The organism is Pseudomonas sp. IT-P74 (assembly GCF_949768175.1).
Taxonomy (GTDB): domain Bacteria; phylum Pseudomonadota; class Gammaproteobacteria; order Pseudomonadales; family Pseudomonadaceae; genus Aquipseudomonas.
In genome coordinates this window covers 267,586-281,045 of sequence record NZ_CATKQD010000001.1, presented here as the reverse complement: position 1 = coordinate 281,045, position 13,460 = coordinate 267,586, and the positions used below count along the sequence as shown (strand labels likewise).

12 protein-coding genes are annotated in these 13,460 nt (G+C 59.4%); 5 read left to right on the top strand and 7 right to left on the bottom strand.

Annotated elements, in window-relative coordinates:
- Positions 1-16 precede the first annotated feature (16 nt).
- Positions 17-2,923, top strand: a complete 2,907-nt coding sequence (locus tag ACM6J5_RS01285) for an EAL domain-containing protein (RefSeq protein WP_150672512.1) — start codon at positions 17-19, stop codon at positions 2,921-2,923.
- On the opposite strand, the gene ACM6J5_RS01280 is transcribed toward ACM6J5_RS01285, so the two are convergent.
- A complete protein-coding gene (locus ACM6J5_RS01280; protein ID WP_414927627.1) occupies positions 2,854-4,113 on the bottom strand; it encodes an MFS transporter in 1,260 nt (419 codons plus the stop codon). The genes ACM6J5_RS01285 and ACM6J5_RS01280 overlap by 70 nt on opposite strands.
- Before the next feature lie 134 nt (positions 4,114-4,247).
- Here ACM6J5_RS01280 and ACM6J5_RS01275 point away from each other — a divergent pair, with 134 nt between their 5' ends.
- Positions 4,248-4,706 (top strand): winged helix-turn-helix transcriptional regulator, encoded by a 459-nt coding sequence (locus ACM6J5_RS01275; RefSeq protein WP_095942132.1) that lies wholly within the window; start codon positions 4,248-4,250, stop codon positions 4,704-4,706.
- A gap of 20 nt (positions 4,707-4,726) precedes the next feature.
- Here ACM6J5_RS01275 and ACM6J5_RS01270 read toward each other — a convergent pair whose 3' ends face one another.
- Positions 4,727-5,185: a metallophosphoesterase family protein gene (locus ACM6J5_RS01270; RefSeq protein WP_414927643.1), complete on the bottom strand. Its 459-nt coding sequence runs from the start codon at positions 5,183-5,185 to the stop codon at positions 4,727-4,729.
- Between the two features lie 34 nt (positions 5,186-5,219).
- Entirely contained in the window at positions 5,220-6,137 is a 918-nt protein-coding gene (locus tag ACM6J5_RS01265) for a LysR family transcriptional regulator (RefSeq protein ID WP_095942133.1), read from the bottom strand.
- Between the two features lie 196 nt (positions 6,138-6,333).
- Between ACM6J5_RS01265 and ACM6J5_RS01260 the strand changes: the two genes are divergently transcribed.
- On the top strand, positions 6,334-6,774 hold the full coding sequence (locus ACM6J5_RS01260; RefSeq protein ID WP_414927626.1) for a DoxX family protein: 441 nt from the start codon (positions 6,334-6,336) through the stop codon (positions 6,772-6,774).
- Between the two features lie 76 nt (positions 6,775-6,850).
- Complete coding sequence (locus ACM6J5_RS01255) at positions 6,851-7,774, top strand: NADP-dependent oxidoreductase (RefSeq protein WP_414927625.1); 924 nt, start codon at positions 6,851-6,853, stop codon at positions 7,772-7,774.
- 78 nt (positions 7,775-7,852) lie between these two features.
- Here the strand turns inward: ACM6J5_RS01255 and ACM6J5_RS01250 are convergent, their stop codons facing one another.
- From ACM6J5_RS01250 to ACM6J5_RS01240, 3 genes are all read right to left on the bottom strand, one after another.
- Complete coding sequence (locus ACM6J5_RS01250; RefSeq protein WP_414927624.1) at positions 7,853-8,923, bottom strand: threonine aldolase family protein; 1,071 nt, start codon at positions 8,921-8,923, stop codon at positions 7,853-7,855.
- 102 nt (positions 8,924-9,025) lie between these two features.
- Entirely contained in the window at positions 9,026-9,841 is an 816-nt protein-coding gene (locus ACM6J5_RS01245; RefSeq protein ID WP_414927623.1) for an AraC family transcriptional regulator, read from the bottom strand.
- A gap of 201 nt (positions 9,842-10,042) precedes the next feature.
- The gene (locus ACM6J5_RS01240; protein ID WP_414927622.1) at positions 10,043-10,498 is read right to left on the bottom strand and encodes a glycine zipper 2TM domain-containing protein; all 456 of its coding nucleotides are present in this window, start codon (positions 10,496-10,498) and stop codon (positions 10,043-10,045) included.
- Between the two features lie 252 nt (positions 10,499-10,750).
- Here ACM6J5_RS01240 and ACM6J5_RS01235 point away from each other — a divergent pair, with 252 nt between their 5' ends.
- The gene (locus ACM6J5_RS01235) at positions 10,751-12,310 is read left to right on the top strand and encodes a sensor domain-containing diguanylate cyclase (RefSeq protein ID WP_191628381.1); all 1,560 of its coding nucleotides are present in this window, start codon (positions 10,751-10,753) and stop codon (positions 12,308-12,310) included.
- Between the two features lie 113 nt (positions 12,311-12,423).
- On the opposite strand, the gene ACM6J5_RS01230 is transcribed toward ACM6J5_RS01235, so the two are convergent.
- On the bottom strand, positions 12,424-13,428 hold the full coding sequence (locus ACM6J5_RS01230; protein ID WP_414927621.1) for a LacI family DNA-binding transcriptional regulator: 1,005 nt from the start codon (positions 13,426-13,428) through the stop codon (positions 12,424-12,426).
- Between the last annotated feature and the right edge of the window lie 32 nt (positions 13,429-13,460).

The window sequence follows — 13,460 nt, the reverse complement described above, 5'->3', positions numbered from 1 at the left end:
GGCTCAGGGAGCGCTGATGAGTTTTCGTACACTGACCGGCTCCCCGCGGCAATCGAGCAATGACGCAGTTGCCGCATTTCACTCCCCAGGGAAGCCGGATACTGTCGGCAGGGTTTGCGCCGGCAACGACGACAGGATCGGACAACTGCTGGACTCGGCGCGCAACTGGGCCCATACCACCGCTTGGGCGTTTTACCGCGCCGGTGAACAGTTGCATCGGGTTGGCCAGGGAGACCCACGGGTACATTGGCCTTCAAGCGTTGCGAATGATGAGTTTGAAGCCTTTTGCCTGGCTTCGAACCTGCACCGCTGGCCCACCGGCAGGGGCGAAAGTGAGCTGGGTTGGCTGCTCGCGCCAGCCGCCGATGCCGCGGAACCGGCGCTTGCTGAACTTGCCCAGCGCCTGGGCATTGAGCTACAGACCAATACCCTGGCCCGTGCGCAGATCACTCAGCGTGTGCTGTATGAAATCACCTATCTGGCCAGCTCGACCCGTGACCGGTCAGAGTTTCTGGTGGGGGCTCACCGGCTGCTGGCCAGTCTGATCGACGCCGAGAACTTCTATCTCGCGTTGTATAACCCGCACACTGGCAAGATCGACTACCCGTATTACGTCGACATCATCGACGTTGATGCCCTGGAATCCGAAAACTACGAATACCTTGATCCTTCGCGTCTGTCGCTGACGGGCCAGGTGTTGACCTCCGGCCAGCCGTTGCTGATCGATGCCGCCGGTATTCTCGCGGCCCAGGCCGAGGACCGTTTCCACTGCGTGGGTGATCGTCCCGAGTACTGGATGGGCGCGCCGTTGAAAAATGCCTCGGACGAGGTGTTTGGCATGCTGGCGATGCAGGTCTACGACGTGTCTCGCATCTACAGCGCTGAAGACCGCGCGCTGTTCCTGGTGGTCGCCCGCCACGTGGCCATGGCGCTGGACCGGATTCTGCACCGGGAGGACCTGGAAGAAACGGTGTTGCGTCGCACCCTGGAGCTTTCGGCAGTCAACGACGCATTGCGCCAGGAGGTCGCAGACCGGGAGCGCGCCGAACATCTGCAAAGCGCGCTGTTCCAGATTGCCGAACTGTCGAGCCAGCCGGGTGACATGACCGAGTTGTTCCAGACCCTGCATGGCATCGTCGGTGATCTGCTGTTCGCGCAGAACTTCTACATTGCGCTCTTTGACGTCTCGACCGGCGAAGTGACGTTTCCCTATTACGTGGATGAACGGCAGACGACCTGCCCGGCGGCACGCCGAGGGCGCCGGGGCTTGACCGAGTACGTCATCCGTCAGCGCCGCCCTTGCCTGATTGACGTCGGTGAAGCTGAGCGATTGTCCGCGCAGGGTGAAATCGAAATTGCCCAGGAGTCCGTGCGTTCCTTCTCCTGGCTGGGCATACCCTTGTTCGAAGACGACGCGGTACGTGGTGTGCTGGCGGTGCAGAGCTATACCTCGCAGGTGCGCTATACCCTGCGTGACCAGGAACTGCTGACATTCGTGTCACGGCACATAGACACCGCGCTATCGCGACGCACGGCCGCCGAAGCGATCCACGTCGCCAACCTCAAGCTCGAAGCCCGGGTGCAGAGCCGCACCCGCGAACTCGATCATGCCAATGCCAAGTTGCAGCACGAAAACTCCCACGATGCGCTGACCGGGCTGCCCAATCGCACCTATCTGCAGCAGCGCCTCAACCTGGCCTGGTCACGGTTCGGCAGAGAAGGCGGGCACCTGGCGGTGATGTTCATCGACCTCGACCGTTTCAAGATGGTCAACGACAGCCTCGGCCACCATTTTGGCGATCTGCTGTTGATGCAGGCCGCCCACCGTTTGCGCGGTTGCCTGCGCGGCACCGACATGCTGGCGCGCCTGGGAGGCGATGAGTTTTCGGTGCTGGCTCCCGAGGCGTCGCTGGAGGTGGTGATAGAAATCGCCGAACGGATCCTGGTGGCATTCGATCTGCCGTTCTTCATCAATGGCCATGAAGTTTTTTCGTCCTGCAGTATCGGTATCGTCAGCGCCGACAGTCAGTTTCATCACGAACCCGCCGACTTGCTGCGCGATGCCGATGCGGCGATGTACCGGGTCAAGAGTGCCGGACGCGACAGCTACGCGGTGTTCAACCAGGAAGTGCGCCGTGAAGTCTCGGACCAGGTCGAGCGAGAAGGGGCCTTGCGCAATGCACTCAAACGCACCGACGAACTGCTGCCGTATTTCCAGCCGATCGTCAGCGTCGAAACCGGCGAACTGTTGGCCCTTGAAGCGCTGATCCGCTGGCACCAGCCGGGCGGCCGGGTGATCGCACCGGGCGAGTTCCTGCCGGATGTCGAGGGTTTGCGCCTGATCGGTCGACTGGACCTGTACATGCTCACCAGCATTGCCACGATCCTCGCACAGCCCGAACACGCCGACTGGCCGCCGGTGCACGTCAATTGCTCGAGCTACAGCATGACGCGTCCGGATTTTGCCGCCGAGGTGCTGGCACTGTTGGCGCAGCACCGGGTCTCGCCATCGCGAATCTGCCTGGAGCTGACCGAAGGGGCACTGGTAGCCGAACCGGCGATTGCCCGCCAGACCATGCAGCAACTGGCCGACAACGGCATGACGGTGGTGCTCGATGACTTCGGCGCAGGGTTTTCATCCTTGAGCTATGTGCATCAGTACCGTTTCAGCGGCTTGAAAATCGACAAGTCATTCATCTTCGAACTGACTACCAGCCCCCGCAGTCGCGCGATCGTCCGGGCCATAGTACGGATGGCCGAATCGCTGGACCTGAGTGTGGTGGCCGAAGGCGTCGAGGATCAAGCGACGCTGGAGTTGCTGCGTGAAATAGGGGCAGGGCAGGCCCAAGGTTATCATTTTGCCAAGCCGATGGCCTTGAAGGCACTGTTGGCCAGTTCACTGCTCGGTCCCCGGGGTTGCTGACAAAACCACAGCACGAAGGCCGCTGCACTGATCAAGGCACCCAACAGGCTGACGGCAACCCAGCCCCATAACGCATACACCTGGGTCGCGGCGGCGGCACCCAGTGCGCTGCCCGCCGAGTAAAAGCACATGTAGGCGCCGACCATGCGACTTTGGGCGTCGGGTCGCGCCGCAAAAATCAGGCTCTGGTTGGTGACGTGTACGGCTTGCACCGCGAAGTCGAGCAAGACCACTCCGCCAACCAGCGCGATCAGTGACGACGGTGCAAAGGCGATAGGCAGCCAGGACAGCGTCAGGATCGCCAGCGAAATGCCGGTGACCCGTTGCCCCAGCCCCTGGTCGGCCCAGCGTCCGGATCTTCTGGCAGCAAGCGCGCCGGCGATGCCAGCCAGGCCGAACAGGCCGATGACCGTGTGTGAAAGCGACAGCGGTGGGGCGCTCAACGGCAGCACCATGGATGTCCACAGCACGGAAAAAGCGGCAAAGATCAGCAAGGCCAGCAGCCCTCTGGTTCGCAACACCGGCTCGGTCATGAACAACGTGAAGAGCGAGCGGATGAGTGCAGGGTAGGTGTATCGACTGCATGGCGTCACTGCGGGAGGCAAGACTTTCCAGAACACCGCCGCGAGGGTCAGCATCAATCCCGAAGAAACGAAATACACGGCGCGCCAGCCCGCCAGATCGGCGATCAGCCCGGAGGTGAACCGCGCCAGAAGAATGCCCAGGACAATGCCGCTGGTGACGGTCCCCACGGCCTGGCCACGTTGTGACGGCGTTGCCAGCGCGGCGGTGCAGGCCACCAGCACTTGAACCATCACGGCCAGCAAACCCACAGCAATCATGGCGCCCAACAGGGTCAGCCATTGCTGCGCGGCACCGACTCCCGCCAGCGCAATCGCAGACAGCAGCATTTGCGTCAGAATCAGCCCTTTACGGTTCAACAAGTCGCCCAGAGGGACGATGAACAGCAAACCCAGCGCGTAACCGGCTTGAGTCGCCGTCACCACAAACCCGATCATGGATGGGGCAACATCCAGGCTCCGGGCCATTGAGTCGAGCAAGGGTTGGGCGAAGTAGACGTTGGCGACGGCGAGCGCGCAGGTGACCGAAAACAGAAACGTGAGCTGCGCAGAAAGCCCCGAAGCCTGCGCGACGAAAGGATGGGTGGCTGAATCGGTATCTGCTTTCACGTGAGCCTCCGTGGCGCTAAGCTGGTTTCAATTAGCAACTTGATTCATTGTTATCGAATCAGGTTTCATATTGCAACCACATTGCTCAAGGCCAGGTGACAGACCTGGCAGTCCTTATCCGAAAGGTAAACACGATGGTCGTAGACCCTACCTCGCAAAACAGCGAATGCCCGGTGGCACGAACACTGGAAGCCATTGGGGATCGTTGGTCGCTCATGATCATTCGCGACGCATTCGACGGCATTCGCCGATTCAGCGAATTTCAGAAAAGCCTGGGGGTGGCCAAGAACATTCTGGCATCACGCCTGAAGACGCTGGTTGAGGTCGGTGTGTTCGACGTTCAACCTGCGTCGGATGGAAGTGCCTACAAGGAATACGTCCTTACAGAGAAAGGACGGGAGATCTTTCCTGTGGTGGTCAGTATGAGGCAGTGGGGAGAACGGTTTCAGTTCACGCGGGAAGAGACGCGTTCGGTGTTGCTGGACAATGCGTACGGCCAGTCCCTGATGCCGATGGAAGTTCGCTCCGCGAGCGGCCAAAAACTTGGACCGTCCGACTGCCACAGAGTGAGGGTGGTTGCCGACGAGTCGTGAATCGAACGGTTGAAGGCGAATCAGTCGAGCAGCGACACCAGCCGCGGTTCGATTGACTGGGCAACCACTTCCAGCACCGCCAGAGTGACAGGCAATTTGAAACGTCGGCGCCCGGCGCTGCCTGGATTCAGGAACAGCCGTTCACCGCGCCAGTCGATGCAGGGTTTGTGCGAGTGACCGGTGATCACCAGCTTGATCCCGTCATCAAGATTGAGCGCCACGTCGGCGATGTCATGCACCAGCAGAACCGCCCAGCCATTGAGCTCCAGGCGCAGACAATCGGGTAACTCCCTGGCCCAGATGGCGTCCAGGTCATTGTTGCCACGCACCGCGTCCACCGGCGCGATTGCGGCCAATTGTTCGAGGATCATCGCGCTGCCGATGTCGCCTGCGTGAAGGATGCGATCACAGCCTTGCAGGGCGGCAATGGCCTCGGGGCGGAGCAAGCCGTGAGTGTCGGAAATGACGCCGATTTTCATCGCGGGCGGCTCGAGCGGCATTCTGTTTCCAGGTTCAAAGGGATGTCTCCTGCGCGGAGCTTTGTTGACCGAAGCGCTCAATCAACCACCTCGCAGCCGGCCCCGGCGGCAAATCCGTGCGGTAGATCACGTCGAAGGGGTAAATTCCGCTTTTGTATTCCGGTATGTTCAACTGAACGAGTCGGCCGCTCTCCAGGTCTTCCCGGACCATCGGGGCTGGCATGTTCCCCCAACCGATGCCTTCACGCAGCAGCATGTGCTTGGCGCCCAGGTCCGCCAGGCGCCAGGTGCGGTTGCTGAGCACGGCGAAATCCTTGTCCTTGGTCAAAAGCGAGCGATCGGACAGCACCAGTTGCGTGTGCTCTCGCCCGGCACCCGGAACATTCGCGTCGTTTGAAGCCAGCGGATGATTCGGGGCCGCCACGGGAATCAACTCGACACTGCCGACCCCCATTCTCTCGATACCGTCGATGCCCTCGTTCATGGGGCCGCTGACACCGATGATCGCACCACGGTTGACCACACGCTCAGTGACGGCGCCGAGGGCTTCCATGTGCAAGTGCAGGGCAACGGTCGGAAACTCTTCGCGAAAGGATTTGAGTGCGTCGACCACACGCTCGGGGGGCAGCATGACATCGAGCACCACGTGCACTTCGGCTTCGAGCCCCTGAAGCAGGCCCTTCACTTTGGCACGTAGTCCATGAACCCCGTTGGCGATGGTCCGGGCTTCGGCCAGTACGGTGCGACCGGCATCGGTGAGCTGGGGTTTACGGGTTGTCTGGCGGTCGAACAGCGACACACCGAGCTGCATTTCCAGGTTGGCGATCGAGTAGCTGACAACCGAAGTGGCGCGGTGCAGTTTTCGGGCGGCCGCCGCGAAACTGCCGACTTCCACGACCGTCAGGAACACTCGCAGTTGGTCCAGTGTCGGTGTTCCCGGATCAGAGATCATGCCTGTTTCCTTGATCCAGACGTCGCTCGGAAAATTGCACGATTGATCTCTCCTTACCGGTTGAGCGGGTGTTCTTTTCTAATAAATCGAACTTAATGATCTAAATTAGTCAGCTATTCAGATTAGCTGATGCAGCGCAACATTTCCTCACTAAGGCGGTTCCTGTTGAATCGCACCCAACTGAAGGAAATACCCCATGACGACTTCTGCAAACATCGCTCAAACAACCACGTCTGAACAGAGCCGCTCCGACGTCACCCAAGCCTCGGCCTCGTTGATCGGCCGCGTACTGCTCAGCGCAATCTTCATCCTTTCCGGTTTTTCGAAACTCGCCGCTCCGGCAATGATGGTCGGCTACATCGGTTCGGTCGGGCTTCCGTTTCCTCAACTGGCACTGGCGGTGGCGATCATTGTAGAGGTCGGCGGTGGCCTGGCACTGATTGCCGGATACCGCACCCGCACGGTCGCCGCCGTACTGGCCGTGTTCAGCGTGTTCACTGCGCTGGCGTTCCATAACGCACTGGGCGATCAGAACCAGTTCATCCACTTCTTCAAGAACATCGCCATGGCCGGTGGCCTGTTGCAGGTCGTGGCCTTCGGTGCCGGTCGCTTCAGCCTCGACGCCCGCCGTGGTTGATCCCCCCGCGCTGCGCACGGCACGCGCCCTCGCAGCGCCAATGTTTTCTCCCTTCTTTTCGATTATCGAGGCCTCCATGAAAGCCCTACGCGTGTACGAATACGGCAGTCCTGAAGTTTTACACCTGGAAGAGATTGCAGAGCCTGTCGTCGGTGTCGGTGAAGTGCTGATCGATGTCGCCGCCGCCGGGGTCAACCCGATTGACTGGAAGATCCTGTCCGGCGCCATGAAAGCGTTCATCCCGTTGCCGCTGCCTTTTACCCCGGGCGTTGAAGTGGCCGGCACTGTCGTCGCGCTGGGGGAGGGCGTCACTGAATTCAACATCGGTGATGAAGTGTTCGGCTTCATCAACATCGTCGGCGGTTACGCGACCAAAGCCGTTGCCCAGGTTTCCAAACTGGCGCTCAAACCAAAATCACTCAGTGCCTTGCAGGCTGGCGCTGTCCCGGCAACGGCCCTGACGGCCTGGCAGGCGCTGACCGAACACGCTGGCGTGCAACGTCGCCAGAAAGTGTTGATCCATGCCGCGGCCGGTGGCGTGGGCAGCATGGCCGTGCAGATTGCCAAGTACCTGGGCGCTGAAGTCTACGCAACGGCCTCGGCACATCATCATGCCTACCTGAAGAAAATCGGAGCGGACTACACCATCGACTACACCACCCAGGCTTTCGAGGAACTGGCATCCGGCCTCGATGTGGTACTGGATCTGGTGGGTGGCGAAACACAAACCCGTTCGTTTGCGGTACTGAAAAAGCACGGTGTACTGGTATCGCCGGTGAGCGCCCCAAACATGTCGCTGGCCAATGACTACGGCGTAACCCCCGTGAACTTCGCCACCCGCTCGGATGGCCGGCAGCTTTCGCTCATCGCCGAACTGTTCGATAAGGGACACCTCACGGTCAATGTAGAGACTTACCCCTTGAGCGAGGCGAAAGTCGCGATCGAGAAAAGCATGGGTCGTCACTTACGTGGCAGGCTTGTTCTCGATACCGCGAAGTAAGTGGTTGCCAGTGGTAGTTCCTGGAGTTGGGCGTCGATACTGGAGACGCCCACCAATCCCAGTGCTGGGTGGCGAGTGTTACTCGCGTTCCCGATCTATAGTTTGCCTCACCTGGTTCAACAGGTGATCGACATCCTCGGCGGTGGTGGCGAACGAGGTGACAAAGCGAACGACGTTCGGCCCCCAACGATCGTGATAGAACCCGAAGCCGGCCTTTAGCAGCGCATCGATCATTGCCGAGTCCAGCCGACAGAACAGGATGTTCGCCTCGGTACCGCCGAGCACCTCAACGCCGCTCAGGCCAGCAAGCCCTTGCGCCAGGCGCTGGGCGGCAGCGTTGGCCTTGCATGCGTTGCGTAGCCAGAGATCGTCGGTCAGGTACGCATCGATCTGCGCCGACAGAAATCGCATCTTGGAAGACAGATGGCCTGCGCGCTTGCGCCGATAACTCATCTCGGCGGCCAGGGAGGTGTTGAACAGGACGATGGCTTCCGCCGCCAGCACGCCGTTCTTGGTGGCACCGAACGACAGGGCATCCACGCCGGCCTTCCATGTCATCTCCGCCGGGGAGCAGCCAAGCGACACCAGGGCGTTGGCAAAACGCGACCCATCCATATGCAATCCCAGGGAAGAGGACTTGCAGACGTCACCAATGGCTGCGATTTCATCCAGGGTGTAGATGCTGCCGACTTCGGTGGCCTGGGTGATGCTGACGCAGGCGGGTTGAGTCGTGTGCACGTCGCCGACTTTGTCGCGAGTGCGCTCGCGCAGTCGAACGATATCCAGTTTGGCCGCCGGGCCGTCGACGGTCATCAGCTTGGCACCGTTGGAAAAGAACTCCGGCGCGCCGCATTCATCGTTGTTGATATGGCTGGCCGGATGGCAGTAGATGTTGCCCCAGGGTGGCGTCATCGCGCTCAGGCACAGGGCGTTGGCGGCGGTGCCGGTGGGCACGAGAAAGACCTCCACGTCGCGTTCGAAAATCTCGCAGAACTTGCGCCGGACCTGTGCCGTCAACTCGTCGGTGCCATAGGGGCTCGCCTGGCCCGTGCTGTGTTTGACGAGGGCTTGTACCACCTCCGGTGATGCGCCGGCGATGTTGTCACTTGAAAAACCCAGCGCGGGCGGTCTGTTTGTTTCACCGTTCATCTTCCAGTTCTCGGCTGCGCAGGCGAAGGTGTTTCGCCCGGATTGGCGCATCCTATGGAGAGGGAAGGTTGTTGCGCTTGTAAAAAATTGACGGCCGACGGACTAAGTCCTGTAACGCGATGGCGCGACGCCGAATGCCTGCCGAAAGGCACGGTTGAAATGGCTTTGATCGTAGAAGCCGACGGCGTTGGCGACATCGATGATCGGTTGCTCGCTGCCAGACAGCAGGCTACAGGCCCGTTCGAGACGCAATCGAAGCAGCCAGGCGTGTGGCGTCATGCCGATGGTCCGCTTGAACTGCTTGAGGAAGGGGAAGCGGCCCAGCCCGCACAGGCCAGCGAGATCATCGAGGGTGATTCGCTGATCGATGTGGCTGAAACAATAGTCCCTGACGCGAGACCATTGCAGCGGCGATAGCGTCCCTGTAACCGTTTCGGGCCTGATCGCCCGTGACTGGTTCAACAGGTGTTCAAGCAGGGTGAACCATTGCGTCTGCACCGCAAGGGTGCCGGGGCCGACGACCTGCTGCATCGCTTCGTGAAACCCCCGCAGGTTACCGACAAGCCCGGTGTCTTCGAGCAGCACACCGGCCAATTCAAGCTCTTTCGGTTGACCGCTGATCTCCTCGGTCAGGCTCGCGACCAGCGCCTGGGACAGACGGAATGTCTTGAGCGTATAAGCGCCGCCGCCCTCGGACACGCCATCGTGGATTTCACCCGGAGGCATCAGGGCAACATTTCCCGGACCCAAAAGAAACGACTCGCCCTTCGAACGATGACGCTGGATGCCTTCGGTGACAAAACCGATGTGGAAGTCGAGGTGGTAATGGCGATCGAAGCCGACATTCGCAAAACGTGCGGACCCCAGCACCAGGCCTGGTACTTCGGACACGTGATGGTACTTGGCATGCTCAGTCATGAAATCCGTTCAATAATCGGCGAGGAGGGCAGGGACCACAAAGTTTAGGTCCACAGGACACATAGATCCAAGGGTTGCCAGCAACTGGCATGAGTTCATGCATGACTGATTGAGTGTCAACCGAACTTGCTCGACATGATGATGTTGCGCAGCAAGTGACTACGGCCACTTGTCCGCTGCGCAACATCCTGTAGCCGCCCCCTAGCCTTGTGGCACCACCCGCGCTTCGTTTCCGGCACCCTCGACATACACGCTCATGCCTTTTCTCAGCGCCGGATTGATCGGCTGGGTCACCTGAACCAGTACGCCGCTCTGGGTGCGAACGATGATTTGCTGTGCGTCCACGGGCTGATCATATTTTTTCTTTTCGACGTAGTTGCCGCCTGCCGCACCCGCGAGGGCACCGGCGACCATCGCCACATCCCGGCCGGTGCCCCCGCCGATCAGGCTACCCAGGGCCAGACCGCCAATACCGCCCATTATGGCACCGACACCGCTATCGTGATTGGTCTGCATCTGGGTCTGTGTAATCTGCTCGATTTTCCCCGAGCGAATTTCCATCTCGCCAGCGCCCCCGCTCCCGGCACCCACCGCGGCACAGCCGCCAAGCACCAGGCCAAAAAGCGTAATTGTCAGCCAGGAAGCGATTGTTTTCATCGTCGAACTCCATTTTCAGAGGAAGTGGATCATGCAATTGCATCCAATGACGTTAGACGAAAATGGAGAATCGGTGCGATTCAAGTGGGCTCTACGTCTACCGCGAGGTTTAGTGAGATAATGGCAGCGTAAGACTTCGGACTTCCCTTTTTCTGCATGGATTGCACCTCGTTTGAAAACCATAGCCTTTGCCTTCGCTTTACTTATTCCCATCGGCACCCTGCACGCACTGCGCATTGAGAAGCCCGAATGATGTTTACCAAGCGACGCAGTTCGCTGGTGGGGTTCATTCTTTTGGCGGTCGGACTGGTTGGTTTTTCGACCCTGCTACTGCTTACATCCGAGACGGAACGCCGGGAAACGCGTTTTTCAGAATACGTACAGAACATCTCTGGCATCGTGCGCAACCAGCTGGATACCAATGAAGCGGTATTGGCGGGTTTTTCAGCATTTCTCCAGGCCGTCGACCAGAGCGATACGGAAGCAGCCGTTCGTTATGCTGCAGCGGTTTTATCCGCGTACCCTCATATTTACATGCTCGAGGCGGCGAGGGCGGTACCCATTGCCGAGCAGACTGCATTTGAAGAGCTGTTGAGACGCACCTGGCGCCCGGACTTTGCACTCAAGGATTTCCCGAGCCTCGCTCGGCAACCCGCCCAGCACCAGGTCCATCTCAATGAGACCTGGCCCGTGCTGTTCATGTACCCGCCACTCCCGGAGTCCAGTTCAATCTATGGTGTCAGGCTGGAAACCGTTGGGCATCTTTCATCTGCACTGGCTCGAGCCCGTAGTCACCAGAAACCCGTCGTATCACCCGTTTTCTCGATGTTCGAAGGTGGTAATGCCTACATTCTTATGCAGTCTGTCCGTCGAACCGAGGACGCAAGAGAGAGCACGCGCCCCAATTTTTTCGGCAGCACGATGTTGTCCTTACTGTTGATCAGAACGGACTCGTTATTGGAAGCCGTGAACGATGCGAACGTTGATCCTTTCGTCCATATCAGCGCTGTTCTGAAAACCGGTGCCGGTTCAGAAAACAACGTGTTTTCTACGGACACAGAACAGGCTGGTTTCCTGGATCAACTTTTCCTGCCGCGCCTGACCGATCGGGTCGACATTAAAAACGCTTCACAACCCATGACGTTGCTGTTTGAGCGTCAGCTGCGGTTTGGGGATGTTCTGACTGCCGAAACGTTGGTGATCCTTGCCGTGTTGGCCGGGGCGCTTGTCCTCATGCCGCTTGTGTTGATTCGGCATTTCAAGGCGATAGAAAGGGCTGAAGTCGAGCACGAACGAGCAACGTACCTGGCAACCCATGACGTACTCACGCAATTGCCCAACCGCTACCTCTTTGCCGATCGTTTTGAGCAGGCCATCGACAGCTGGAAAATGGATGGGACACAGTTTGCCGTGTTGTTGATCGACCTGGATCACTTCAAGGAAATCAACGACGAATGCGGCCATGAAGTCGGCGATCAAGTGCTTCAAACAGTCGCAAGTCGCATGCTTCAGGCAACTCGCTCGCGTGACACCGTCGCACGCTATGGCGGGGATGAATTTGTCATTCTGCTTACGGACATTACCAGCGCTGAGAGTGCTGAAAAAAAGGCGGGGAGGTTGTTTGAAGCCATCGCGCAGCCAGTCATGACAACCGCTGGAGAACGATCGCTCTCGTGCAGTATCGGGGTTTCGCTATTTCCTGTTCACGGCCAGAGTCTCGACACGTTGCTCAAGGCGGCGGATCAGTCCATGTATGGCGTCAAGCAATTGGGTCGCAAAGGCATTGCAATGACGGAAACGCTAGAGGCCTGATCTCTTCAGCCCAGGAACAAGTGCGATGATCGTCCGCCCGGCAACGCCTGACGATCTGTCGGTTCTGCTGGATTGCGTTTGCCTGATCAGAAAATCTCCTGAAATGGATGTGGTCAGCGCTCGTTGACCACAGCTGTGCTATTGCGCAACGTCAACTCAAACGGCAATACCACATGACGCTGTGCAATCGTTTTCTTCTCAATCAGAGAGATCAGCATATCGACGGCTTTCTGGCCGAAGACTTCGGCGGGTTGCGCGATGGTCGTCAGAGGCGGATCGCAGTACGCCGCGAAGGGGATGTCGTCGAAACCCACCAATGAAATATCCTCCGGTACCCGCAAGCCCTGTTGCTTGATTCGCTTCAACGCACCGATGGCCATTTCATCGTTTTCGCAAAACAGCGCGGTGGGACGATCAGACAGCTCCAGCATCGCTGCAGCACCGTCATGACCCGCCTTCAAACTGAAATCACCGTGGCAGATCAGGGCGGGATCGGACGCGATGCCGGCTTGGCGCAATGCATCCTGATAGCCGGCCACACGGTCGCGGGTCAGCGGGCTGCTTTTCGGGCCTTTGATCAGACCGATCCGCCGGTGGCCCAGTTCGATCAGATGCTCGGTCATGGCCTTGGCGGCCGCGCGGTTATCGAGGCTGATCGTCGGATGGCGGCCGCCTTGAATCACCTCACAGGCGTTGACGATAGGTGGTAGCTCAGCGCTGGGGAAGGGGGCTTCAAAAGGGTCGTAGGCGCGCAACTGAATCACGCCGTCGGCCTGATGGGCGTACACCAGCTCGGCGAATTCCCGTTCTACTTCCTCGCGGCCCTGGGTGTCGCACAGCAGCAGTCGGTACCCGGCGGCCTGGGCAGCCTGTTGGGCACCGCTGATCACCCGGGCGAAAAAGGTATTGGCGATGGTCGGCACCAGAATCACCAGATTGCCGGTTCTGCGCGAGCGAAACTGCACCGCCATCAGGTTCGGTCGATAACCGGCCTTTTCCACGGCGGCGTTGACCTTGTCCCGAGTGTCGGGGAGCACGCGCTCAGGCGACTTCAGTGTTCTGGATACTGTGGCCACCGAGACGCCGGCAAGCCGGGCTACTTCACGGATATTGGACAAGACCACCTCATTATCGAACTGTGCGGTTGGCG